Source organism: Streptomyces amritsarensis, from assembly GCF_001953875.1.
Lineage (GTDB): Bacteria > Actinomycetota > Actinomycetes > Streptomycetales > Streptomycetaceae > Streptomyces > Streptomyces amritsarensis.
In genome coordinates this window covers 38215-61371 of record NZ_MQUR01000029.1, presented here as the reverse complement: position 1 = coordinate 61371, position 23157 = coordinate 38215, and the positions used below count along the sequence as shown (strand labels likewise).

The following is a 23157-nucleotide window of genomic DNA, read 5'->3' as shown; positions in this document are numbered from 1 at the left end:
CGACACGACCCCCCTACGAGGCGTCCTGGGGTGCCGGCGGAAACAGCACGGGTATCGCCGAGACCAGGTGCGCAGCCCGGTCCAGGGCGCTGGCCAGCAGCGCCAGGTCGGTCGGGCCGTTGCCCAGCTCGCGCACCGGCCGGCGGGCCGGCGGATCGCCCATCCGCTCCCACTCCACCGGGACCACCGTCGGCCGCAGGGTCGCCGTCCGCGGGATCCGCCCGGTGACCCGGCCCGCCTGGAAGGGGACCGTACGGCCGTCCGCGAAGCGCAGCACGCCGCGGCCGGGCCCGGGCTGGTCCGGGGCCTCCAGCTGCACCCGCAGGGCGGCCATCCGGGCCGGGCCGGTGTCGGCCGTGCGGTCCGGGCGGGAGGTGCTCGCCACCAGGTGCACGCCCAGCCGGGCGCCGTCACGGGCCACCGCCTCCAGCGCCCGCACCACCGAGCCGGCGGCGGGCCGGCCCGCACTGCCCAGCCCGGGCGCGACCAGCGCGTCGAGGTCGTCCACCAGCACCACCAGGCGGGGCAGCGGGCTCGGCCCGACCGGCTCCGTGCGGGTGACCGAGGCGCGCAGCCGGAGCGTTCCCGTCCGCACGGGCTCGCCGGCGCCCGGCGAGCCGGCCGACGGGCCGCCATCGCCGCGGACCTCGCCCGGGGCGGGCCGGCGGGGCGCGACCATCCGGCCGGACACCTCGCGCTGCGCGTGCCACTCGGCGAAGTGGACACCGTCCAGCAGCTCGGCGCGCCGCTTGAGCTCCGCGCCCAGCGCCTGCGCGAACTCGCGCATGCGCACCGGATCGGAGGCGACCAGGTGGGCGGAGACGTGCGGGAGTTCGGTGCAGGGCAGCAGCCCGTCGCCGCGCTCGCCGCCCGCCCCGTCGAGGAGCACCAGCCCCAGCCGGTCCGGGCGGGCGCCTGAGGACAGCGACGCGGCCACCGACCGCAGCAGCTCGGTCCGCCCGCTGCCGGCCGGCCCCTCCACGATCAGGTGCGGGCCGTCGTGGACGAGTTCGGTGCCGACGGGGCCGCGCCGCCCGCTGCCCAGCACGATCTCGGCCAGGCCGCCCTGGCCCTGCCCCTGGTCGGTGGCGGCAGCCCAGCGGGCCATCAGGGAGGCCGGGGTGGCCCGGGCCAGCCCCAGCTCGTCCAGCAGCCGCGCCGTGGCGGGCAGCGTGGCGGCCGTGGGACGGCTCGGCCCGCCGACCCCCGCGTCGGAGGGCCGCAGAGGTGCCAGAGCCCGCGCGAACCGCTCGGCCCAGGCGGTGGAGACGGCGTCGGACACGGCGGTGCCCCCGACCGGGACCGGCCGGCCGCCTTGGATCTCGAAGGTCCGGACGGCCGTGGCCACGTCCCCGCTGAGCAGGGCGACCGCACCGCAGTCCCGGAAGGCCGGGACGGCCGCGCAGGCGGTCTCGTAGGTGTCGCAGACCGGGGAGGCGGGGGTGGCGGCCGGGGCCTCGGCGAGCGCCAGGACGTGGATCCCGGCGGCCGGGCCGTGCGAGGCGAGCCGGCCGGTGATGTCGCGCAGCGCACCGGTGCCGGGATCGCCGTCGAGGACGAGGAGGGTGTACGGGCCCGCGTAGGCGTCGGCCGTCTCACGGACCCGCTCGGCGGAGGCGCTCGCCCAGTGCGCGCCGAGCGGACCGTCGTCGAGGCGCCGGGTCAGCTCGGCCGTGCGGGCGGCGGCCTGGTCGCGGTCGAACGCGAGGAGCAGGCGGCAGTCCTGGCCGTGCGCGGGCCGTACGTGGGGCAGCCAGCCCAGCCAGCCCCAGTCGCGGCGCCGGTCGGCGAGCGGACGGGCCCGGTCGGCGCAGACGAGCACGATCTCCAGCTGCCCGGGCGCGTGGAGCCCGGCGAGCTGCGCGACCACCCAGCGGGCGGCCCCGGACATCCGGGCCCGCGGGCCGGCCAGGCCGAGGGCGCCCACGGCGGGCAGCGACACCCGGCTCCCGGCGCCGAGCCCGACCTCCAGCGGCGCGGAGCCGGCGGCCCGCCCGGACGTACGGGACCACAGGCGCGCGGTGGGCCCCATCGCGGCCAGCAGCAGCGCGGCCGGGTCGTCGGGGTGCGGCTGGGCGGCGGCGACGGCCGCCTCGGGAGCTGCCTGCGCGACGTCCTCCCCGCGCACCCACTTGCGGGCCCACGCGCCGAGGCCCTTGCGGCGGCCGGACCCGGGCCGCGACCCGTCCGGTCCGGACCCGTCGGACCCGCCGGGGGAGTCGGGCGCGCCCGGACGGGCCGCTCCGACCGCGCCGGCCGGCCCGTACGGCCCTGCCGGTCCTGCGGCGGTGCCGGAGGCGCCCCCCGCCCTGTCGGCGGCGACCCGGGCGTGCGGGCCGGACGCTCCCGGGCCGGCCGGGCCGTGCGTTCCGGGGCCGGCCGGGCCGCGGGCGCCGGCCGCGCTCCCGGGGGCGTCGGGGAAGGCCCCCGCGGGGCCGTCCGGGCCGGCGGGTGCGGCCAGGGCCAGGTGGCCCTCCTGGTCCGGGGTCACCGCCAGCGCGGGCGGACCGGCGGGCGCCAGCCGCAGGGTGGACTCGCCGACCCGCAGCAGGGCCCCCGGCGGCAGGGCGACCGGCTGGATCCCGACCGGGGAGCCGTCGAGGGTGGTGCCGTTCGTCGACTCCAGGTCGGCGACGGCGACCCGGCCGTCGCCGATCACCGTCACCGCGCAGTGCATCCGGGACACGTCGGGGTCGTCCAGCGGGACGTCGGCGTCGGAGGACCGGCCGACCCGGATCTGCCCGCCGTGCAGCAGGTGCACCCCGCCCGCGTCGGGTCCGGCCACGACGTGCAGCTGGGGTGCGCCGAGGCCGTCCTCGGGCAGCACGTCCGGCATCGGGGAGTGCAGCGCCAGCACCGCGCCGTCCACCAAGGGCGGCTCGCCCAGCACCCGCCGCTGGAGGTCGAGGCGCTCGGAGCCCGCGTACAGCACGATCGTGCCGCCGGTGTCGGGGCCGCCGACGGTGGCCGCGAGCCCGGAGGCGACCGCGGCCAGCGCGGTGCCGGCCGGCGCGGTGACGAGCACGTCACAGCTCGCGGGGGCGGTCGCGGTCTGGTGGCCGCTGCGCGACCCGAGGACGGTCAGCCGGATCTGCATCGCCGTCAGCGGTCCCTTCTGCGCGGTGCGCGGTGAGTGCGCCCGGCAGGGGGTCCCGTGACACGCGTGCCCGATCGCCCCCCGCCCGGCACGGACGCGTCGTCCGGTCAGGTCTGCCCGGAAGGCGGGGCTCCCGACCCGTGCCGTTCCGTACGGGTGCATCCTCGCACCTGTCGCGGACAACACGCCCGGCACCCGACGATAAATGATCTTGATCTGTCGCGGGCCGGGCCGGGGCCCGATCGAATCCGGACCGGGAGCGGGGGAAAGAAGGGGAAAATCGCCTGCGGCATACCCCGAAAACGTCACCCTCCGTACATATGTGCGGCAACCAACCTCCGGGGACCGGCGTCTTCCCGGGGGACACCCCCTAGAGTGGGCCGGAAAAACCACTCGACGGATCGACCACAGCAGACGACAGCAGGGGAGCGCGAGACGTGCGGCCAGTCGGCAGTAAATACCTGCTCGAGGAGCCGCTCGGGCGCGGCGCCACGGGCACCGTCTGGCGTGCCCGCCAGAGGGAGACCGCCGGCGCGGAGGCGGCCGTTGCGGGGCAGCCCGGTGAAACGGTGGCCATCAAGGTCCTCAAGGAGGAGCTGGCTCAGGACGCCGACATCGTCATGCGCTTCCTGCGGGAGCGCTCGGTCCTGCTGCGCCTCACGCACCCCAACATCGTGCGCACCCGCGACCTCGTCGTCGAGGGCGACCTCCTCGCCCTGGTCATGGACCTGATCGAGGGTCCGGACCTGCACCGGTACCTGCGCGAGAACGGCCCGTTCACGCCCGTCGCCGCGAGCCTGCTGACCGCCCAGATCGCGGACGCGCTCGCCGCCAGCCACGCGGACGGCGTGGTGCACCGCGACCTCAAGCCGGCCAACGTGCTGCTCGACGAGCGCGGCGGGCAGATGAAGCCGATGCTCACCGACTTCGGCATCGCCCGTCTCGCGGACTCCCCGGGCCTGACCCGCACGCACGAGTTCGTCGGCACCCCGGCCTACGTCGCTCCCGAGTCCGCCGAGGGCCGCCCGCAGACCTCCGCCGTCGACATCTACGGCGCGGGCATCCTGCTCTACGAGCTGCTCACCGGCCGGCCGCCGTTCGCCGGCGGCACCGCGCTCGAAGTGCTCCACCGCCACCTCAGCGAGGAGCCGCAGCGCCCCTCGACCGTGCCCGAGCCGCTGTGGACGGTCATCGAGCGCTGCCTGCGCAAGGAGCCGAACGAGCGCCCCAGCGCCGTGAGCCTGGCCCGCGGCCTGCGCGTGGTCGCCGCCGGCATCGGCGTGCACTCCACGTCCGCCGAGGTGGAGGCCGCGCTCGGCGTGGGCGCCCTCCTCGCACCGGACCCCTCGCCGGCCCCGGTCCCGCAGACCCCCGGCGCCGCGGACCCCACCCAGGTGCTGCCCGCCGGTGCGGGCTCCCCTGCGGGCGCCTACGACCCGAACGCCATGACCAGCGTCATGCCGCCGGTCGGCGCGGCCGACGCCACCTCGGTGCTGCCCACGGGGTCTGCCCGGCCCGGAGGGCCGGGGGAAGCGGGGGGCCCCGGGGCCGACCCGACCTCGGTCATGCCGCCCGTGCAGCAGCCGGACGCGCCGCACCCGTGGCAGACGCAGATGGCCGCCGCCCGCGACCGCAACGAGCAGACGCAGATCCAGTACCTCGACCCCGAGGACGACCCGCTGCGCCGCCGGCCCCGGCGCCAGGCGCCGCCGCCGCCGCAGCACCGGCCCCAGCAGCCGCAGCAGTACCGGCAGGGCCCGCCGCAGCAGCAGCCGCAGCAGCCGCAGCAGCCGCAGTACCGCCCGCCGCAGCAGCCCCAGCAGCAGTACGCGCCGCCGCCCCCGCCGCCGCAGCACTACCAGCCGCAGCAGCGCCAGCCCCAGCCTCAGCAGTACCAGCAGCCGCAGCAGCAGCCGCAGTACCGCCAGCCGCAGCAGCCCCAGCAGGCCCCGCCGCAGCCCCCGGCTCCCCGGGAGCCGCGCGAGCCGCGCCGCCGCAGCGCCAACCCGGTGCGGATCCCCGGCCTCGGCTGCCTCAAGGGCTGCCTCGTGCTGATCCTGGTGTTCTTCGTGGCGGGCTGGCTGATCTGGGAGCTGACCCCGCTCCAGGAGTGGGTCGGCACCGGCAAGGGCTGGTGGGACCAGGTGTGGTCGTGGGGCTCCGGCGTCGTCGACTGGGTCACCGGCATCGGGGACGCGGCGGGTTCGTCGGGTTCCCCGGGCTCCGGCACCCCCTGAGACCGGGCCCGTAGCGACGACTACATGGATTTGTCGACATCCAGGGCGTGATTTCGCCCGCAGAAGTGAAGGTCGTCGCGAATCGGGCCCCCTGCCGGCCTCCGAAGCCCACCGGGCCGCGTAGCTTTGGGGCGTACGCCAGCCACTGAGGGAGCAGTCGTGGCACGGAAAATCGGCAGCCGGTACACGGCGCACCAGATCCTGGGGCGCGGCAGCGCGGGCACGGTGTGGCTGGGCGAGGGGCCTGACGGGCCCGTCGCCGTCAAACTCCTGCGCGAGGACCTCGCGTCGGACCAGGAGCTGGTCGGACGCTTCGTCCAGGAGCGCAGCGCCCTGCTCGGCCTGGAGCATCCGCACGTCGTGTCCGTCCGCGACCTCGTCGTGGACGGCAACGACCTCGCCCTCGTCATGGACCTCGTGCGCGGTACGGACCTGCGCACGCGGCTCGACCGCGAGCGCAGGCTGGCCCCCGAGGCGGCCGTGGCGATCGTCGCGGACGTGGCCGACGCACTGGCCGCGGCGCACGCGGCGGGGGTCGTCCACCGGGACGTCAAGCCGGAGAACGTCCTGCTGGACATGCAGGGCCCGCTCGGCCCGGGCGGCTCGCACCCCGCCCTGCTGACCGACTTCGGCGTCGCCAAGCTGATCGACTCCCCCCGGCGGGCCCAGGCCGGCCGGGCCACCGCCCCGACGACCCGCATCATCGGCACCCCGGACTACCTGGCGCCCGAGATCGTCGAGGGCCTGCCCCCGCGCGCGGCCGTGGACATATACGCCCTGGCCACCGTCCTGTACGAGCTCCTGGCCGGGTTCACGCCCTTCGGCGGCGGCCACCCGGGCGCGGTCCTGCGGCGGCATGTGACGGAGACGGTCGTCCCGCTGCCGGGCATCCCCGACGAGCTGTGGCAGCTGATCGTGCAGTGTCTCGCCAAGGCCCCGGCCTCGCGACTGCGGGCCTCGGAGCTGTCGGTCCGGCTGCGGGACCTGCTGCCGATGCTGGCCGGTATGCCGCCGCTGGACGTGGACGAGCCGGACGACGCGGAACCGGAGCCCGTGGTTTCCGAGGAACCCTCCGCCGATCCGGTGCGGCGGCGCGGCGTGGTCCCGCTGGTACCGGGCTCGGCGACCGACTCCAACCGGGACACCCACACCTCGATGCGGGTGCCCGGCCCGGACGAGCTGGCGGGCGGGGCGCTGGGCACGGCCCGCGTGCCGCGCCCGGCCGGCGGGCACCGGCCCGGCTCGGCCCGGCACCGGGCCGAGGCCGCGCGCAAGCGGCGCCTGACCCTGTCCGCGGTCGCGGTGGCCCTGGCCGCCGCGGTCGGCCTGGGCAGCTGGCTGGCCCTGTCCGGGGGCGACGAGCCGAAGCCCCGGCAGGACAACAAGCAGTCGGGCCCCCGCCACCCGTAACCGTCGGCGCGCCCCGTAACCGTCGCCGCGCTGCCGCGGTCGGGACCCTGCCTCCGAACTCCCGCGCGGCGGGCGCGTCCCGTCCGAGCCGCCCAGCCCGGGAGGGGACTACACCGGGGCCAGCTCCGGATGCCAGCGCCGCGCCACGGCCGGGTGGGCGCGGACCCAGCCCTTGAGCTCGTTGCGGCCGTACTCGGCGTGCAGCGGGTTCGACGCGTCGTGCGCGACCCCGGGCGCCGAGCGCAGGTAGTCGCCCGGCACGGTCTCCACCACCGCGTCCAGCCGCGGGTTGTAGAAGAACGGCACCGAGAACCGCTCCACCGCCCCGGGCGGGCTGACCACCCGGTGGTCGGTCGCCGTCAGGTATCCCTCGGTCGCGATCTCCAGCAGCTCGCCCAGGTTCACCACGAAGGCCCCCGGCATCGGCGGCACGTCCACGTAGCCGCCGTCGCGGACCACCTGGAGGCCGCCCACCGAGTCCTGCAGCAGGAGCGTGAGGAAGCCGTAGTCCTTGTGCGCCCCGACGCCCTGGTCGGCGCCGGACGGGGCCGACCCCGGGTAGCGGATCAGCTTGGTGTGCAGGTGGGGGCGGTCGGCGAAGGCCTCGTCGAAGAAGTCTGCCGGTGCGCCGATCGAGACCAGGAGCTCCTGGAGCAGGCGGTGCGCCACCGCCGCCAGGCGGGTCTGCCACTCCAGGACCACCGTGCGCAGCTCGGGCAGGGCCGCCGGCCACTGGTTCGGGCCCTCCAGCCACAGGTACGGCGGGTCGTCCGGGCCCACCACCGGAGCCGGCCGCTCCGCGCCCACGTCCAGCTGGTCGCGCCAGTCCGAGGCCCCGCCGGTCAGCTCGTGCCCGATCCGGGTGTAGCCGCGGAAGTGGGGCGAGTTCAGGTTGCTCACGGCGAGCCGGTCGGCCTCCGGGAGGGCGAAGAAGGCCCGGGTGACCTCCAGGATGCGGGCGCTCTCGGCGGCGGTCACGCCGTGCCCGGTCAGGTGCAGGAAACCGGTGTCCCTGGCTGCCGCGTGCAGCTTCTTCAGGAATTCGGCCCGCTGGGCCGGGTCGTCGGCCTGGGAGAGGTCCAGGACGGGGAGGGAGTGCGCGGACGGCATGACGGCTCCGTTTCGGATGTCACGGGGTCCTGTTCCCCAGAGGTGGCGGGGTCGGCGGGTGGGGCGGGGCCGCCGGCAGGGGTGGTGCCGACGGCCGCTCGGGCCGCGTACAGGACCAAGTCGGATCGGGGTGGATCAGGCTTGGGTTCGGTCCGGCGGCTGACAGCTCGTCGTCGTGACGCGCATGTAGTCCACATGGCGGCGCTTGACGAGGAGAACGGTCATACGGTGAGCGTACGCCCGTGCGACCCATCATCAGAACGGGTGATCCGGCCTGCCCGGACGGGCTTGCCCGCGGACCGGCTACGCTGGACCCGTGGCAGTCGTCGATGTTTCCGAAGAGCTGAAGTCCCTCTCCTCGACCATGGGGTCGATCGAGGCCGTCCTGGACCTCGACAAGCTGAGGGCAGATATCGCCGTGCTCGAGGAGCAGGCCGCCGCGCCGTCCCTGTGGGACGACCCGGAAGCCGCCCAGAAGATCACGAGCAAGCTTTCGCACCTCCAGGCCGAGGTCCGCAAGGCCGAGACCCTGCGCGGGCGCATCGACGACCTCGCGGTGCTCTTCGAGCTCGCCCAGGAGATGGACGACGCGGACACCCTCGCCGAGGCCGAGACGGAGCTCGCGTCCGTGCGCAAGGCGCTGGACGAGATGGAGGTCCGCACCCTGCTCTCCGGCGAGTACGCCGAGCGCGAGGCCCTGGTCAACATCCGTGCCGAGGCCGGCGGCGTCGACGCCTCCGACTTCGCCGAGCGCCTCCAGCGCATGTACCTGCGCTGGGCCGAGCGCCACGGCTACTCCACGGAGATCTACGAGACCTCCTACGCGGAAGAGGCCGGCATCAAGTCGACCACCTTCGTCGTCAAGGCCCCGTACGCCTACGGCACGCTCTCCGTCGAGCAGGGCACCCACCGCCTGGTGCGCATCTCGCCCTTCGACAACCAGGGCCGCCGCCAGACCTCCTTCGCGGGCGTCGAGGTGCTCCCGGTCGTCGAGACCAGCGACCACGTCGAGATCGACGAGTCCGAGCTGCGCGTCGACGTCTACCGCGCCTCCGGCCCCGGCGGCCAGGGCGTCAACACCACCGACTCGGCCGTGCGCATCACGCACATCCCGACCGGCATCGTCGTCTCCTGCCAGAACGAGCGCTCGCAGATCCAGAACAAGGCCAGCGCCATGAACGTCCTCCAGGCCAAGCTGCTGGAGCGGCGCCGCCAGGAGGAGCAGGCCAGGATGGACGCCCTCAAGGACGGCGGCAGCTCCTGGGGCAACCAGATGCGCTCCTACGTCCTGCACCCGTACCAGATGGTCAAGGACCTGCGCACGGAGTTCGAGGTCGGCAACCCGCAGGCGGTCCTCGACGGCGAGATCGACGGCTTCCTGGAGGCCGGCATCCGCTGGCGCAAGCAGCAGGAGCAGACCGCGTAAGGCGCTGCGCGCACGCACGGAACACCGGAAGGGCCCGGACACCTCGACAGGTGTCCGGGCCCTTCCGCATGGTTCGTGATCGGTACGCGGCGCGGGCACCGACGAGCACCGGCGCCGCTCCCGCCAGGACAGTGCCTCCTAGGCGGTCTGCTGGGCCACCAGCACCAGAGCTGCCACGAGGACCACCATGAGCACGATGAGAGCCACGGGGTTCAGGCCGGAGAAGGGGCCCTCCTGCTGGAGGCGCTCCCGGTTCGCCCGGCACACCGGGCAGCGGCCCTGGCTGACGGGTGCGGCGCAGTTCGCGCACACGAGCCGGTCATATGTCATGCGCTCCTCCTCTCGTCCCCTCGGTCATCCTTCGTGCCTATAACGGCACGGGGAACCGGAGCGTTCCCCCTACCACTGTGCCAGCTTCGCCGACATTCGGCGCGGCCCGTCCGGGCAATCGCGGTCCGGACCCTCCGGGACCGTGGGATAAAGCGGACAACTCCGGATGCCGGGTCCACACCTCGCGCCCGTTCGCGTATGGTCACGCACACCTACTCCCGGCGACCGTGGTGCACCCGTGATCCGATTCGACAGCGTCTCCAAGTCCTACCCGAAGCAGAGCCGTCCCGCACTCAGAGAAGTCTCCCTCGACATCGCCAAGGGCGAGTTCGTCTTCCTGGTCGGCTCGTCCGGCTCCGGCAAGTCCACGTTCCTGCGCCTCATCCTGCGCGAGGAGCGGGCCAGCCACGGCCAGGTGCACGTCCTGGGCAAGGACCTCGCCAAGCTCTCCAACTGGAAGGTCCCGCAGATGCGGCGCCAGCTGGGGACCGTCTTCCAGGACTTCCGCCTGCTGCCCAACAAGACGGTGGCCGAGAACGTGGCCTTCGCCCAGGAGGTCATCGGCAAGCCCAGGGGCGAGATCCGCAAGGCCGTCCCGCAGGTCCTGGAACTGGTCGGCCTGGGCGGCAAGGAAGAGCGCATGCCCGGCGAGCTCTCCGGCGGTGAGCAGCAGCGCGTGGCAATCGCCCGCGCCTTCGTCAACCGCCCGGCGCTGCTGATCGCGGACGAGCCCACCGGCAACCTCGACCCCCAGACCTCCGTCGGGATCATGAAGCTGCTGGACCGGATCAACCGGACCGGCACCACCGTGATCATGGCGACGCACGACCAGCAGATCGTCGACCAGATGCGCAAGCGCGTCATCGAACTCGAACAGGGCCGACTCGTGCGCGACCAGTCGCGCGGCGTCTACGGCTACCAGCACTGAAAGGCCCCCCAGAGTCATGCGCGCCCAGTTCGTCATGTCCGAGATCGGCGTCGGCCTCCGCCGCAATCTCACCATGACCTTCGCGGTCATCATCTCGGTGGCCCTGTCACTGGCCCTGTTCGGCGGTTCCCTGCTCATGAGCGAGCAGGTGGGCAGGATGAAGGGCTACTGGTACGACAAGGCCAACGTCTCGATCTACCTCTGCAACAAGCAGGACGCCCAGGAGGCCGGCGAGGCCGCCGCCAGCAGTGCGGGAGGCGGCGCGGGAGGCGTGGCCACCTGCCGCAAGGGCGCCGTGACCGAAGAGCAGAAGAAGCAGATCGAGTCCGAGCTCAAGGCGATGTCCCTGGTCAAGTCGGTGACGTACGAGTCGGCCGACGAGGCGTACAAGCACTACCAGGAGCAGTACGGCCACACCGCCCTGGCCTCCTCCATCACCCCCGACCAGATGCAGGAGTCCTTCCGGGTCAAGCTCAAGAACCCGGAGAAGTACAAGGTGGTCACCTCCGCCTTCGCGGGCCGCGACGGCATCCACACCGTCGACGACCAGCGCCAGGCGATCGACGACCTCTTCCGGATCCTCAACTACCTCAACATGGCGGCCGTGGGCATCATGGCGATCATGCTGATCGTGGCGCTGCTGCTGATCGTCAACACCGTGCGCGTCTCGGCGTTCAGCCGCAGGCGGGAGACCGGGATCATGCGGCTCGTCGGTGCCTCCAGCTTCTACATCCAGGTCCCCTTCATCATGGAGGCCGCCGTCGCCGGGCTCATCGGCGCGCTCTTCGCCTGCGCCATGCTCGTCTCCGGCCAGTACTTCGTGATCGACCACGGCGTCGGCCTGCGGGACAAGATCCAGCTCATCGACTTCATGGGCTGGGGATCGGTGCTGGCCAAGCTCCCCTACGTGCTCTTCATCGGCCTCCTGATGCCCTCCATGGCCGCCTTCATCGCTCTGCGCAAGTACCTGAAGGTGTGACAAGCGCCCCGCCAGCGGTCCGGCCAACCATCCGTACCGGCGCGGGCCTTGTCCTAGACTCGGCGCCATGCTGGGCTTGCCGAGTGTCCCCGCCTTCTGTCTCCGGCCCCGCGACCCACGTCGCGGGGCCGTTTTGACGTTAACCTTCGTCGCCGTCGTCGCCGTGGGCGCGTTCACCGGCTGCTGGGACCGTGAGGACGGCGCGGCGGCCGCCGCCCGTAGCGACGCCCCCGCCCCCGGGGCCCCGCGCGCCGAGGGCACCGCGGACCGCGAGGCGGTCGCCCGCGCCGCAGCCGAGGCCGTCGCCGAGGGCAAGTCCGGCAAGAAGGCCGCGCAGGAGGTCGTCAGCCGCAGCGGCGACCGCTGGGGCACCGTCTACGACCGGGGCGAGTACGCCGCCTTCGCCGAGGGCCTCGACGGGCACTGGACCGGTGTCGGGGTCTGGGCCGTGCGCGCCCAGGACGGCATGATCACCGTCGACGGGGTCCAGCCCGGCGGCCCGGCCGCCCGGGCCGGCCTGCGCGCCGGGGACCGGCTGCTGAGCGTGGACGGGCACGCCGTGACCGGGCTGGCCGTGGCCGACGTGGTCGCGCTGCTGCGCGGCACCGCCGGCACCCCCGTCGTGCTGAACCTGAGCCGTGACGGCGCCGACCTCACCGAGACCGTCCTGCGCGAGCGGCTGAGCGCCGAGCCGGTGACCGTACGGCAGCTCGCCGGCGACGTCACCGTCATCAAGGTCACCTCCTTCACCCGCGGGTCGGGCGAGCGGGTCAGGGCGGCCGTCCGGGCCGCCCCGGCCGGCGGCGGGGTCCTGCTCGACCTGCGCGGCAACCGCGGCGGGCTGGTCGCCGAGGCCGTCACGGCCGCCTCGGCCTTCCTGGACGGCGGGCTCGTGGCGACGTACGACGTACGGGGTGAGCAGCGCGTCCTGAACGCGGACCCGGGCGGGGACACGACCCGGCCGCTGGTGGCCCTCGTCGACGGCGGCACGATGAGCGCCGCCGAGCTGGTCACGGGCGCGCTCCAGGACCGCGGCCGGGCGGTGGCGGTGGGCAGCAGGACCTTCGGCAAGGGATCGGTGCAGATGCCGACCGAGCTGCCGGACGGCTCGGTGGCCGAGCTGACCGTGGGCACCTACCGCACACCGGCGGGTCGCAGCCTGGACGGCGGCGGCATCACCCCGGACGTGCCGGCGGGCGAGCGGGCCGAAGAGCGGGCCGTCACGGTATTGGGTGGCCTCGGGGTGGGTCCGTAGTGCGAAAATGACCGCACTATGGCTAAGGAAAAAGGGCGCAAGCTGATCGCCCAGAACAAGAAGGCGCGGCACGACTACACGATCCTCGACACCTACGAGTGCGGTCTCGTGCTCACCGGTACCGAGGTCAAGTCCCTGCGCCAGGGCCGGGCCTCCCTGGTGGACGGCTTCGTGTCGGTGGAGAGCCGGGAGGCCTGGCTCTACAACGTCCACGTGCCGGAGTACAGCCAGGGCACCTGGACGAACCACAGCGCCCGGCGCAAGCGCAAGCTCCTCATGCACCGGGAGGAGATCGACAAGCTGGAGCGCAAGGCGGAGGAGTCGGGCCACACGATCGTGCCCCTCTCGCTGTACTTCAAGGACGGCCGCGCGAAGGTCGAGATCGCGCTGGCGAAGGGCAAGAAGGAGTACGACAAGCGGCAGACGATGCGGGAGAAGCAGGACACCCGCGAGACGAACCGGGTGATCTCGGCCATCCGTCGCAAGCAGCGCGGCACGGTTTAATCACCTGGCACGCGGTGGTCCACTTCGCGTACCATGGCGTCAGCACCGCCCCCCGGGGTGGAGCACATTGTTAAAAAAACATGGGGATGATCGGTTTCGACAGCGGATGTCGATGCAGGGGAAGCGAGCCGAGGAAGCGGCAATGATCTCGCTAACCACATGTCGCAAAAAATAATCGCCAACTCCAAGAGCGATAACTCCCGCTTCACCCTCGCTGCCTAATAACAGTGAGCTGAAGCCTCTGTGAGGAGCGTCAGCCCGGAAGTGGTCCCGGTCCGGATCCTGGCGTCAACAAGGGATCTAAACCTCTAGCCCCGGTCACGGGGGTTGGAGGGAAATCAAACAGTGACTGAGCCCGTCGGAGACTTGTCCGTGTGATCTCCGGGGCCGAGAAAAGCGCAGCGGACTGCGCTCGGAGAAGCCCTGCTTCTGCACCGTTGGACGCGGGTTCGATTCCCGCCATCTCCACTCATCCCATGTGGGCGAAGGCCCCCTGACCTGCGAAAAATCTCGCCAGGTCAGGGGGCCTTCGTCATGCGGGAGCACGACGGGAGCACCGCCCTTCGCTGTTGGCGGTGATGACCTCGATGTGGCAACGCGGCTTCTGAACGCCTCGTTCGATGCGCACGTCCGCCGTCAGCAGGGGGACGTCCAGTGCCTCGGCGAGGGCGACGTACGCGGCGTCGTAGGCGGAGAGGTTGGCGTACAGCTTTCGGATCCGGGGGAGCAGGGGGCCCGTCTCGTGCCGCTGTACGCGCAGCCCCTGGTAGGTCTTGAAGTGCTCGTCGAGGCTCGCGGGGGCGATCTTGGAGCCGCGTGCCAGACCCAGAAGGGCGGAGGCGATCTCAGTGTCCAGCAGGTAGGGAGCGCCGAGCAGGTCTTCCTCGCCGATGCGCCGGCGGGCAGCGGCACCCCGGGAGCCCCTGTCCGTGAGGAACAGGACCAGGGCGGAGGAGTCCACGACGATCAACGGCCCGCCCTGCCCGCGTCGATGGCGTCGAGGACGTCCTGGATGTCGATGTCCTCCGTGGCGTAGCGCTCGGCCCGGTCGGCCATTTCGGCGAGCGTGGGCTGGGTGGCGTCTCGGGTGACGAGGCTGAGCAGGTAGCTCTGGAGTGACTGTCCGGCCTCGGCGGCCCGGACCTTTATGCGGCGGGCGATCTCATCGGGGACTTCCCGGATCGTGAACGCAGTCATGACTGCATTTTATCGTCGATGCAGTCACTTTGCAGTCAATCCGGTCCTGGTCTCCTGGTCTCCTGGACTGCGGGGCCTTCGTCGTGGACGAAGCGTCCCGCGTGACGGTGGGTGCGGCGGTAGCGTGGGACCCACTCCTGAGCGGAGCCCGACCGAGGAGGACACGTGAGTACGCCGAGCCCCGCCGAAGGCGGGCCGCTGATCCCCATGCCGGAACTCACGCCTGCCGCTCTGCGCGAGGCTGTCGCCAAGATCGCTCCCAGCCGTGTGCCCGACTTGACGCAGCACCTCTTCGAGGCCACGACGAGTGCCCAGCAGGCGCAGTCCCTGGCCCCGTTGCGCGCCTTCATCCACTCCTGGGCCGTCTTCGTGGAGATCGAACGCCATCCCCGCCGGGCGGCACGCCTCCACGCCCTGGAACGGTTGGTCCAGGAGGGGGCGGACGATCCGGCGTCCGCGCTGGCGGAGATCCAGCAGATCCTCGACAAGGCCGAGGCCGAGACCGGCCTGTGAGCGACTGGACCTGGGACTACAACACCGACGACCACGCCCACGTGACCGGCGGCCTCCCGCCCGGTGTGATCGCGGAGGTCGAGCGCATCGCCACCGAACTGGCAGCGCTGGGGCGCGATGCGGAAACCGTCGGCCGTCCCACGGGAAGGTCGGGCGGCCTCCGCGAATTCGACATTCTCGGTGGCCGCGGCTTCATCAGCTTCCTGGCCGTGCCCCGGCACGAGTGCATCTACGTCTGCCGGGTCACCTGGTGCGAGTGACGTCGGTGTCGGCCGGCATGTGAGGCCTCCCTCCGCGAGGGTACGGGCCTGTGCGCGGGCCGGGCCCCCGGCCGTGCGGCCGGGGGCCCGTATCAGGCGCGGGTGGGGATCAGCAGAACGGGACCTTGTTGAGGTTCAGGGCGTAGCGGGCGGCGATCCAGCCGCTGCCGTCGGCGAGCTTGTACCAGATCGAGTTGCCGTCGACCTTCTGGCCGTTGACCTTGCACTGGAGGGCGACGACCGAGCCGGACTTGAGCTTGCCCTTCTGCGCGTACTTCGTGCCGGGGCCGGAGCGGACGCCGAGGCCCTTGCCGGGGGAGACGATCTTGGCCTTGGGGTGCTGGTGGTGGTCCTTGCCCTTGCCGCCACCGCACTTGCAGTCACCGGGCTTGCCGGGCTTGCCCGTGTCACCCTTCGGTCCCTTGGGGCCCTGCGGGCCGGCCGGGCCCGGCTTGCCGGTGTGGCCCTTCGGCCCCTGCGGGCCTGCGGGGCCGGGCTTGCCGGTGTGGCCCTTCGGTCCCTGGGGGCCCTGCGGTCCGGGCTTGCCGTCGTGGCCCTTGGGGCCCGGCTTGCCGGTCTCGCCCTTGTGGCCCTGCGGACCGCGGGGGCCTTCCGGTCCGCGCGGGCCGGCGGGGCCGGTGTCGCCCTTCGGGCCGCCCGCTGGGCCCGGCTCGCCCTGCGGGCCGCGGGGGCCGGCGGGTCCCGGCTTGCCGTCGTGGCCCCTCGGCCCGCGCTTGCCGGTGTCTCCCCTGTCCCCCTTGTCGCCCTTGTCTCCCTTCTCGCCCTTGTCCCCCTTGTCTCCCTTGGGGCCGGGGCGCCCGGGCTTGCCGTGGTGGCCCGGCTTGCCGTCGTCGCCCTTGTCTCCCTTGGGCCCGGTCACCGGGGTGGTGACGGCGAACAGGGCGGGCGCCGCCTCGTCCGTCGACCACTCGCCGCCGTGCAGGGTGCTGCCCTGCGGCGCGTCCGCGTCCACCCGCAGGTCGACACCCAGCCGGGTCTGCTCGTTCGAGCGGAAGACGAACCCGGAGCGGCTTGCGGCATCGCACGTCAGCCGGCGGGCGTCGGCCGAGCGCGTGCACGGGACCGAGGAGCGCTGCCCGTCCCAGTAGAAGCGGGCCTCGGGGAAGGTCGTACGGTCCGGCGCGGTGATCCGGAAGGTGCTGCTGACGGCCTGGTCGGCGCCGTTGGCGGCCGCGATGACGACGCGGCCCGTCCCGCCGGGAGCGATCGAGGGTACGTACGGCTGGAAGAACCGGATGTTCGACGAGTCGGCGGCGGCCGGTACGGCCGGTGCCAGGCAGGCGGCGGTGACGGCTGCGACGAACAGGGCCGCGGGCACGGAACGGGAAGCAGGCACGGGTAGTTCCTCCGCAAAGGGAAGGGCGCTGGGGGAAAGCACCCCCAGTTATTGCGGATTCCGACCGGCGGTCGTGCGTACCACGCGGAGACGATCACTCGGCCGCCGGATCGATCGGCCTGTCAGGGCGATCGCCAGGGCGATCAGCGCGGCCGCCGCCGGCACCGCGTACGCGGCGGCCGGACCCGCGTCCTCCACCACCCGGCCCGAGCTCGCCGCGCCCACCGCGATGCCCGTGAAGATGGCGGTCACCGCCAAGGTCATGCCCTCGTTCAGCCGGCCCTCCGGGGTGCGGGCGTGGACCTGCGACATCGCCGTGACCATCGTCGGGGCCGTGGCCATGCCGGCCAGCAGCAGGGCGCCCGCCAGGGCGGTCACCGAGCCGGTGGCCGCCGCGGCCCACGGCAGGGCCATCGAGGCGGCCAGGGCGCACACGCAGGCCGTCAACGAGCGGGCGCGCACGGTGCCGTAGAGCAGGCCGGCCGCGCAGGAACCCGCCGCCTGGAGGGCCAGGACCAGACCGGAGGCGGCGCCCAGGCCGTGGAGGTCGAGGTAGGCGATCGAGGCGACCTCCATCGAGCCGAAGACCACACCCGTGGCGAGGAAGAGCGGCAGCAGCGGGCCGAGGGTGCGCAGCGGTGAGCCCTTCCGGGGCGCCGCGGCCACCGGGGGCTGCGTGGCGCGGCAGGAGGTGAACACCAGCATCCCGGTGAGCAGCAGGGCCGCGCCGACGAGGGTGCCCGCCTCGGGGAAGACGGCGCTGCAGAGGAAGGCCGCCAGGACCGGCCCGAGCATGAAGCACAGCTCGTCCGCGGCCTGTTCGAAGGACATCGCCGTGTGGTGGGCGGCGGGGGAGTCGCGCAGCAGGTGCGTCCAGCGGGCGCGGGACATGCCGCCGATGTTGGGGGTGGTGGCGGTCGCGGCGTACGAGGCGAAGAGCGTCCAGGCGGGAGCGCCGCTGCGGACGCAGGCGATCAGGGCCAGCGAGCCGAGGACCGCGATCAGGGTGGCCGGCACGGCGATCCGGGCCTGGCCGTGGCGGTCGATCAGGCGGGCCGTCCAGGGCGCCACCACCGCCGTGGCCGCCAGGCCGGTCGCCGTGACCGCACCGGCGAGCGCGTACGAGCCCCGCTGGCCGGCGATCATCATGACCGCGCTGATCCCGAACATGCCCATCGGGAGGCGGGCGATGAGGTTCCCGGCGGTGAACCCCCGGGTGCCGGGCAGGGCGAACAGCCGGCGGTAGGGGCCGGGCGCCCGCCCGACGGCACGGCGGGGGGCGGCGGGGGCGACGGCGGGGGAGGGGGCGGTGATGACGAGGGTGCTGCCGGTGACGGTCATGAGGGGCATGGGTCCACCCTCGGCCGGGGCGGGCTGCGCCGTCCAACACCTGTTCCGAGGCCATTCACCCGCTCCTGTTGTTAGTCTCCGGGGGTGAATCCCCGTGACGTGGAACCCCGGCTGCTGCGCGGCTTCGTCGCCGTCGCCGAGGAACTGCACTTCACCCGTGCCGCCGCCCGCCTGTACGTCGCCCAGCAGGCGCTGAGCAGGGACGTGCGGCGCCTCGAACAGACCCTGGCGGCCACGCTGTTCGTCCGCACCACCCGCGCCGTCGAGCTGACCCCTGACGGACACCGGCTGCTGCCCCTGGCCCGGCGCGTGCTGCGCGCGCACGAGGAGCTGGCCGGCGCCTTCGCAGCCGTGGCCGCGGCCGGTGCGGCGCCCCGGCCGCTCCTCGTCGACCTGAACACCGACGGCCCCGGCACCGCGCGCACCGTGCTGGAACGGGCCCGCGAACTCGCCCCTGACTGCGAACTGATGGCCCGCTTCGAGAGCGGGCTCACCCACGCCGCCGCCGAGGTCGCGGCCGGCCGGCTCGACGTCGCCTTCGGATACGCCGACGGGCTCGACCCCGTACTGCGGGCGCCGCTCGCGCAGCGGCCCGTCCGGTACGAGCCGCTCGCCGTGCTGCTGCCCGAGGGGCACCCCCTGGCCGCGGGGGAGTCCGTACCGCTGGACGCGCTGGCGGGGGAGACCGTCTACGCGGGCGCCGGGAACCCGCGCACGCTGGAGTGGACGGGCCTGGCGCGCGAGCTGTTCGCCGGGCGGGGGATCCTGATGGCGCCGCCCGCACCGGTCGCGATGGGCATGGACGAATTCCGCCGGGTCATGGTCAAGACCGGCAATCCGGTGCTGGCGACCGTGGGCTTCCTCCAGATGCCGGGGTGCGTGAAGCTGCCGCTGACCGATCCGGTGCCGCTGTCACCGCTGTCGATGGTGTGGCGCAAGGGTTTCGGCCACCCCGGGCTGGACGCCCTGCGGACCGCGGCCGCCGGACTGGCGGCCGAGCGGGGCTGGCTCGTGCCGCCGGCCGGGAGCTGGCTGCCCGCCCCGCTCACACACGGCCCGGGCGGCGGGTGAGAGCAAGGTTTCCCGGCGGTCATCCGGCGGGGACCGGGGCCGAAACGCGCCCTTCCTACTGTCGGTCCCACGGACGCGACAGCTGTGGAGGCGTGTGATGACCGGTACCGCACCGCGCAAGGGGGGCCGCTGGATCGAGCAGTGGGATCCCGAGGACGAGACCTTCTGGAAGGAGACCGGGGAGCGGGTCGCCCGCCGCAACCTGCTGTACTCCGTGCTCTCCGAGCACATCGGATTCTCCATCTGGTCCCTCTGGTCCGTGATGGTCCTCTTCATGGGCCCCCAGTACGGCATCGACCCGGCCGGGAAGTTCTTCCTGATCGCGACCGCCACCTTCGTGGGCGCCCTGGTGCGCGTGCCCTACACCTTCGCCGTCGCCCGCTTCGGCGGCCGGAACTGGACGGTCTTCAGCGCGCTGCTGCTGCTCGCCCCGACGGTCGCCGCGATCGTCGTGATGGAGCCCGGGACCTCGTACGGGACCTTCCTGCTCGTCGCCGCCCTCACCGGCGTCGGCGGCGGCAACTTCGCCTCGTCCATGACCAACATCAACGCCTTCTTCCCGCTGCGCAAGAAGGGCTGGGCGCTCGGCCTGAACGCCGGCGGCGGCAACATCGGCGTGCCCGTCGTCCAACTGGCCGGCCTGCTCGTCATCGCCACCGCCGGAGCCGGCCACCCCCGGCTGCTGCTGGGCGCCTACATCCCGCTGATCGTGATCGCCGCGGTGCTGGCCGCCGTACGGATGGACAACCTGGTGCCCGTCCGCAACGACACCGGCGCGGTGCGCGAGGCCCTGAAGGACGCCCACACCTGGATCATGTCGTTCCTCTACATCGGGACGTTCGGGTCCTTCATCGGCTACAGCTTCGCCTTCGGACTGGTCCTGCAGACCCAGTTCGGGCGCACCCCGCTCCAGGCCGCATCGCTGACCTTCATCGGGCCCCTGCTCGGCTCGCTGATCCGGCCGGTGGGCGGGGCGCTGGCGGACCGCTTCGGCGGGGCGCGCATCACCCTGGCCACGTTCGTCGCGATGGCCGCGGCGACCGGGGTGGTCGTGTTCGCCTCGCAGCGGTCCTCGCTGCCGGTCTTCCTCGTCGGCTTCGTCGCCCTGTTCGTGCTGAGCGGGCTCGGCAACGGCTCGACGTACAAGATGATCCCGGGCATCTTCCAGGCCAAGGCATTGGCGCGCGGCATGAGCGGCGAGAGCGCGGCGGCGTACGGCCGGCGGCTCTCCGGAGCCTCCATGGGCCTGATCGGCGCGGTCGGCGCGCTCGGCGGCCTGGGCATCAACCTGGTCTTCCGGGAGGCGTTTCGCACCTCCGGATCCGGCACGACGGCCTTCGTCACCTTCCTCGGCTTCTACGCCCTGTGCTGCGCGGTGACGTGGGCGGTATACCTTCGCCGACCGGCGGCCCCCGTGATCCACACCGCCGAGGCCCCCGCGAAACCCCAGCTCACGTCGGTGTAACCGGGGCGAAATACGGGTGAACCGAGTCCGACACGCCGAGTTGACAGGCTCGGTCCACCCGTACCGCCCCCATGCGTCAGTAGGCAGGTCACGATGGAAGACAGCAACCCCCGCCCGCTCGCGGGCTTCACCGTCGGGGTCACCGCCGCCCGGCGCGCGGACGAACTCATCGCGCTGCTGCGGCGGCGCGGCGCGTCGGTGCTGCACGCGCCGGCGCTGCGGATCGTCCCGCTCGCCGACGACAGCGAACTGCTGGCCGCCACCAAGGAGCTGATCGGCTGCCCGCCCGACGCGGTCGTCGCCACCACCGCCATCGGCTTCCGCGGCTGGGTCGAGGCCGCCGACGGCTGGGGGATCGGCGAGGAACTCCTTCGGACGCTGCGCTCCACCGAACTGCTGGCCCGCGGCCCGAAGGTGAAGGGCGCCATCCGGGCCGCCGGGCTCGTGGAGGAGTGGTCCCCCCGGTCGGAATCGCTCGCCGAGGTACTGGACCGGCTGCTGTCGGCCGGGGTCGCCGGCCGGCGGATCGCGCTCCAGCTGCACGGGGAGCCGCTGCCCGGCTTCGTCGAGGCGCTCAAGGCCGGCGGGGCCGAGGTGGTCGTGGTCCCGGTGTACCGGTGGATGCCGCCGCAGGACCTCGCCCCGCTGGACCGGCTGCTGGAGGCGATCGTCGGCGGCGCGGTGGACGCCGTCAGCTTCACCTCGGCCCCGGCGGCCGCCTCACTGCTGTCCCGCGCCGCAGAGCGGGGGATGCGGGAGGCCGTGCTCGGCGCGCTGCGCGGCGGGCCGCTGTCCGCGTGCGTCGGACCGGTGACCGCGCTGCCGCTCCAGGCACTCGGCGTGGACACGGTCCAGCCGGAGCGCTTCCGGCTGGGCCCGCTGGTGCAACTGCTCTGCCAGGAGCTGCCCGGCCGGGCCCGGGTACTGCCGGTCGCCGGGCACCGGATGGAGATCCGGGGGCACGCGGTCCTCCTCGACGCGGAACTGCGGCCGGTGCCGCCCGCCGGGATGGCCCTGCTGCACGCCCTGGCGCGGCGGCCCGGCTGGGTGGTGGCCCGCGCGGAACTGCTGCGGGCACTGCCGGGGGCCGGCCGCGACGAACACGCCGTGGAGACGGCGATGGCCCGGCTGCGGGCGGCGCTGGGGGCGCCGAACCTCATCCAGACGGTGGTCAAGCGCGGCTACCGGCTGTCGCTGGACGCCGGCGGCGACGACAAGTACGGGGAGTTCCCGCAGGACGCGGCGGTGACGGCCAGGGGAGTCCTGGGCTAGCGTGCCGGGATGATCTTTGACGGGGTGGAGATGAGGGGCGTCGCACCGGACGACGCCGCGGGACTGGCCGAGGCGTTCGTGCGGAACCGGGCGAACATGGCGCCGACCGAGCCGGTCCGGCACGAGGCCTTCTACACGGAGGCCGGCCAGCGGGAGCGCATCGAGCAGCAGCTTCAGTCCCGGGACGCCGGGCTGCTGCTGCCGTACGTGTTCGTGGACCTGACGAGCGGCGCGGCGCTGGGCACCATCAACCTCGGCAACATCCAGCACGGGCCGCTGAGCAGCGGCGGGCTCGGCTACTGGGTGGACGAGGCCTGCCGCGGCAAGGGGCTCGCCACGGCCGCCGCCCAAGAGGTCTGCCGGATCGCCCGCGACGAGCTGGGGCTGCACCGGGTCGAGGCCGGGACCCTGGTCGACAACCTGGCCTCGCAGCGGGTGCTGGCCAAGGCGGGCTTCGAGCAGTACGGACTCGCACCGCGCTACCTGCACATCAACGGCGCCTGGCGCGACCACCGCCTCTTCCAGCGCATCCTGCACGACCACCCGCCGGCGGACCGGTAGCCGATCGGCCGTTCCCGCCCCGCCGGCGTCCGAGCAGAGGGCAGCTCCTCCCCGCGGTGGACCGGGGGAGGGGGCCGGGGGGAGGGGCCGGGGCGCAGACCCGGCAACGGCGCGGAGGCACCGGTTCGGGGGCTTCCCCAGCGGGCAGCGTACGGGCACTCTGGACAGGCGCCCGACGACGCGAGGCGGTGACGGACATGCGGTTCGACTCCGGGCGGGTCTGCCTGGACCTGGTGGCCACCTTCGCCCCGCACGAGGGGATCCCGGACGGCGACGAGCTGCGGCTGTGGCTCGCCGGGGCCGGGCTCGTGCCCGACCGGACGCCGCTGGCCCGGGTGGGCGCCGACTGGGCCGCATCCTTCCGCGCCCTGCGCGCCGACGTGGAGACCCTCGTACGGGCGGAGCTGTCCGGGAGCGAGCCCGACGAGGGCGCCCTGGCCCGGGTCAACGCGCTGGCCGCCGGACCACCCCCGGGCCTGTGCGCCGTACGGGACCAGGAAGGGCACCTCGTGCGGGAGCTGTGCGGCGGCGTGGAATGCGGCGCGCTGCTCGCGGCCGTCGCCCGGGACGCCGTCGAGCTGCTGACCGACCCCGGCGACCGGGCCCTGCTGCGTGCCTGCGCGGGCGACGGCTGCACCCGCGTCTACCTGGACACCTCCCGGGGCCACCGCCGCCGGTGGTGTTCCAGCGAGCTGTGCGGCAACCGCGAACGCGTCGCCCGCCACCGCCGACGGCTCCTGGCGTCCGGATCCCGGTAGCCGGCGTATCACCGGGCGAGACCCGTTCCGGAACGGGCGTGCGCACAGGGGGCCGCTTCGCGTACGGTTGACGGTCG

Annotated in this window: 21 protein-coding genes and 1 other RNA gene; 15 read left to right on the top strand and 7 right to left on the bottom strand. The window is 73.6% G+C overall.

Features of this window, described 5'->3' with window-relative positions; all coding sequences use genetic code 11:
- Window positions 1-13: 13 nt before the first annotated feature.
- Entirely contained in the window at window positions 14-3097 is a 3084-nt protein-coding gene (locus AVW11_RS15180; protein ID WP_076044243.1) for an FHA domain-containing protein, read from the bottom strand.
- 437 nt (window positions 3098-3534) lie between these two features.
- Between AVW11_RS15180 and AVW11_RS15175 the strand changes: the two genes are divergently transcribed.
- Window positions 3535-5334, top strand: a complete 1800-nt coding sequence (locus AVW11_RS15175) for a serine/threonine-protein kinase (RefSeq protein WP_076044242.1) — start codon at window positions 3535-3537, stop codon at window positions 5332-5334.
- 159 nt (window positions 5335-5493) lie between these two features.
- Window positions 5494-6744: a serine/threonine-protein kinase gene (locus AVW11_RS15170; RefSeq protein WP_076044241.1), complete on the top strand. Its 1251-nt coding sequence runs from the start codon at window positions 5494-5496 to the stop codon at window positions 6742-6744.
- A 108-nt stretch (window positions 6745-6852) separates the two neighbouring features.
- Here AVW11_RS15170 and AVW11_RS15165 read toward each other — a convergent pair whose 3' ends face one another.
- Window positions 6853-7854, bottom strand: a complete 1002-nt coding sequence (locus AVW11_RS15165) for an isopenicillin N synthase family dioxygenase (protein ID WP_060180430.1) — start codon at window positions 7852-7854, stop codon at window positions 6853-6855.
- A gap of 316 nt (window positions 7855-8170) precedes the next feature.
- On the opposite strand from AVW11_RS15165, the gene prfB reads away from it, so the two are divergent.
- Window positions 8171-9280 carry a peptide chain release factor 2 gene (gene prfB / locus AVW11_RS15160; protein WP_030847488.1) on the top strand — a complete coding sequence of 370 codons (1110 nt, stop codon included), beginning with the start codon at window positions 8171-8173 and terminating at the stop codon, window positions 9278-9280.
- A gap of 138 nt (window positions 9281-9418) precedes the next feature.
- Here prfB and AVW11_RS15155 read toward each other — a convergent pair whose 3' ends face one another.
- Complete coding sequence (locus AVW11_RS15155) at window positions 9419-9610, bottom strand: hypothetical protein (RefSeq protein ID WP_030662818.1); 192 nt, start codon at window positions 9608-9610, stop codon at window positions 9419-9421.
- Between the two features lie 238 nt (window positions 9611-9848).
- On the opposite strand from AVW11_RS15155, the gene ftsE reads away from it, so the two are divergent.
- The 5 genes from ftsE to ssrA all read left to right on the top strand — a co-directional run bounded on the left by ftsE (window position 9849) and on the right by ssrA (window position 13747).
- On the top strand, window positions 9849-10538 hold the full coding sequence (ftsE, locus tag AVW11_RS15150; RefSeq protein WP_030011324.1) for a cell division ATP-binding protein FtsE: 690 nt from the start codon (window positions 9849-9851) through the stop codon (window positions 10536-10538).
- A gap of 16 nt (window positions 10539-10554) precedes the next feature.
- Window positions 10555-11517 (top strand): permease-like cell division protein FtsX, encoded by a 963-nt coding sequence (ftsX, locus tag AVW11_RS15145; protein ID WP_030847486.1) that lies wholly within the window; start codon window positions 10555-10557, stop codon window positions 11515-11517.
- A 67-nt stretch (window positions 11518-11584) separates the two neighbouring features.
- Window positions 11585-12772 carry a S41 family peptidase gene (locus AVW11_RS15140; RefSeq protein WP_051700318.1) on the top strand — a complete coding sequence of 396 codons (1188 nt, stop codon included), beginning with the start codon at window positions 11585-11587 and terminating at the stop codon, window positions 12770-12772.
- 18 nt (window positions 12773-12790) lie between these two features.
- The gene (gene smpB, locus AVW11_RS15135) at window positions 12791-13276 is read left to right on the top strand and encodes an SsrA-binding protein SmpB (protein ID WP_030847479.1); all 486 of its coding nucleotides are present in this window, start codon (window positions 12791-12793) and stop codon (window positions 13274-13276) included.
- Window positions 13277-13358: 82 nt separating this feature from the next.
- Window positions 13359-13747, top strand: a transfer-messenger RNA (tmRNA) gene (ssrA, locus tag AVW11_RS15130).
- Window positions 13748-13808: 61 nt separating this feature from the next.
- Here the strand turns inward: ssrA and AVW11_RS15125 are convergent.
- Window positions 13809-14237 (bottom strand): type II toxin-antitoxin system VapC family toxin, encoded by a 429-nt coding sequence (locus tag AVW11_RS15125; RefSeq protein ID WP_234362370.1) that lies wholly within the window; start codon window positions 14235-14237, stop codon window positions 13809-13811.
- A gap of 5 nt (window positions 14238-14242) precedes the next feature.
- On the bottom strand, window positions 14243-14473 hold the full coding sequence (locus tag AVW11_RS15120; RefSeq protein WP_076044240.1) for a FitA-like ribbon-helix-helix domain-containing protein: 231 nt from the start codon (window positions 14471-14473) through the stop codon (window positions 14243-14245).
- A 207-nt stretch (window positions 14474-14680) separates the two neighbouring features.
- On the opposite strand from AVW11_RS15120, the gene AVW11_RS15115 reads away from it, so the two are divergent.
- Window positions 14681-14986 carry a hypothetical protein gene (locus AVW11_RS15115; RefSeq protein WP_051700325.1) on the top strand — a complete coding sequence of 102 codons (306 nt, stop codon included), beginning with the start codon at window positions 14681-14683 and terminating at the stop codon, window positions 14984-14986.
- Window positions 14983-15246, top strand: coding sequence for a hypothetical protein (locus tag AVW11_RS15110; RefSeq protein ID WP_060180427.1), 264 nt, complete (start codon window positions 14983-14985; stop codon window positions 15244-15246). Before AVW11_RS15115 ends, AVW11_RS15110 begins: the two co-directional genes overlap by 4 nt.
- Window positions 15247-15355: 109 nt before the next feature.
- Here AVW11_RS15110 and AVW11_RS38975 read toward each other — a convergent pair whose 3' ends face one another.
- Together AVW11_RS38975 and AVW11_RS15100 are read right to left on the bottom strand one after the other, a co-directional pair.
- On the bottom strand, window positions 15356-16603 hold the full coding sequence (locus AVW11_RS38975; RefSeq protein ID WP_143568844.1) for an SH3 domain-containing protein: 1248 nt from the start codon (window positions 16601-16603) through the stop codon (window positions 15356-15358).
- Window positions 16604-16651: 48 nt separating this feature from the next.
- Window positions 16652-17944, bottom strand: a complete 1293-nt coding sequence (locus tag AVW11_RS15100) for an MFS transporter (protein WP_076044250.1) — start codon at window positions 17942-17944, stop codon at window positions 16652-16654.
- 93 nt (window positions 17945-18037) lie between these two features.
- Here AVW11_RS15100 and AVW11_RS15095 point away from each other — a divergent pair, with 93 nt between their 5' ends.
- From AVW11_RS15095 to AVW11_RS15075, 5 genes are all read left to right on the top strand, one after another.
- The gene (locus AVW11_RS15095; protein WP_076044239.1) at window positions 18038-19024 is read left to right on the top strand and encodes a LysR family transcriptional regulator; all 987 of its coding nucleotides are present in this window, start codon (window positions 18038-18040) and stop codon (window positions 19022-19024) included.
- A gap of 97 nt (window positions 19025-19121) precedes the next feature.
- Window positions 19122-20489, top strand: coding sequence for a nitrate/nitrite transporter (locus tag AVW11_RS15090; RefSeq protein ID WP_030847461.1), 1368 nt, complete (start codon window positions 19122-19124; stop codon window positions 20487-20489).
- Between the two features lie 93 nt (window positions 20490-20582).
- Complete coding sequence (locus AVW11_RS15085; protein ID WP_076044238.1) at window positions 20583-21761, top strand: uroporphyrinogen-III synthase; 1179 nt, start codon at window positions 20583-20585, stop codon at window positions 21759-21761.
- A 9-nt stretch (window positions 21762-21770) separates the two neighbouring features.
- Entirely contained in the window at window positions 21771-22322 is a 552-nt protein-coding gene (locus tag AVW11_RS15080; RefSeq protein WP_076044237.1) for a GNAT family N-acetyltransferase, read from the top strand.
- Between the two features lie 197 nt (window positions 22323-22519).
- Complete coding sequence (locus AVW11_RS15075) at window positions 22520-23080, top strand: CGNR zinc finger domain-containing protein (RefSeq protein WP_030847453.1); 561 nt, start codon at window positions 22520-22522, stop codon at window positions 23078-23080.
- Window positions 23081-23157 lie beyond the last annotated feature (77 nt).

Excerpts from the sequence above, each read along its gene's own strand:
- AVW11_RS15180 (WP_076044243.1), bottom strand. The coding sequence starts at position 3,097 with ATGCAGATCCGGCTGACCGTCCTCGGGTCGCGCAGCGGCCACCAGACC.
- AVW11_RS15165 (WP_060180430.1), bottom strand. The coding sequence starts at position 7,854 with ATGCCGTCCGCGCACTCCCTCCCCGTCCTGGACCTCTCCCAGGCCGAC.
- AVW11_RS15155 (WP_030662818.1), bottom strand. The coding sequence starts at position 9,610 with ATGACATATGACCGGCTCGTGTGCGCGAACTGCGCCGCACCCGTCAGC.
- ftsX (WP_030847486.1), top strand. The coding sequence starts at position 10,555 with ATGCGCGCCCAGTTCGTCATGTCCGAGATCGGCGTCGGCCTCCGCCGC.
- AVW11_RS15140 (WP_051700318.1), top strand. The coding sequence starts at position 11,585 with ATGCTGGGCTTGCCGAGTGTCCCCGCCTTCTGTCTCCGGCCCCGCGAC.
- smpB (WP_030847479.1), top strand. The coding sequence starts at position 12,791 with ATGGCTAAGGAAAAAGGGCGCAAGCTGATCGCCCAGAACAAGAAGGCG.
- AVW11_RS15120 (WP_076044240.1), bottom strand. The coding sequence starts at position 14,473 with ATGACTGCGTTCACGATCCGGGAAGTCCCCGATGAGATCGCCCGCCGC.
- AVW11_RS15115 (WP_051700325.1), top strand. The coding sequence starts at position 14,681 with ATGCCGGAACTCACGCCTGCCGCTCTGCGCGAGGCTGTCGCCAAGATC.
- AVW11_RS15100 (WP_076044250.1), bottom strand. The coding sequence starts at position 17,944 with ATGACCGTCACCGGCAGCACCCTCGTCATCACCGCCCCCTCCCCCGCC.
- AVW11_RS15090 (WP_030847461.1), top strand. The coding sequence starts at position 19,122 with ATGACCGGTACCGCACCGCGCAAGGGGGGCCGCTGGATCGAGCAGTGG.
- AVW11_RS15085 (WP_076044238.1), top strand. The coding sequence starts at position 20,583 with ATGGAAGACAGCAACCCCCGCCCGCTCGCGGGCTTCACCGTCGGGGTC.
- AVW11_RS15080 (WP_076044237.1), top strand. The coding sequence starts at position 21,771 with ATGATCTTTGACGGGGTGGAGATGAGGGGCGTCGCACCGGACGACGCC.
- AVW11_RS15075 (WP_030847453.1), top strand. The coding sequence starts at position 22,520 with ATGCGGTTCGACTCCGGGCGGGTCTGCCTGGACCTGGTGGCCACCTTC.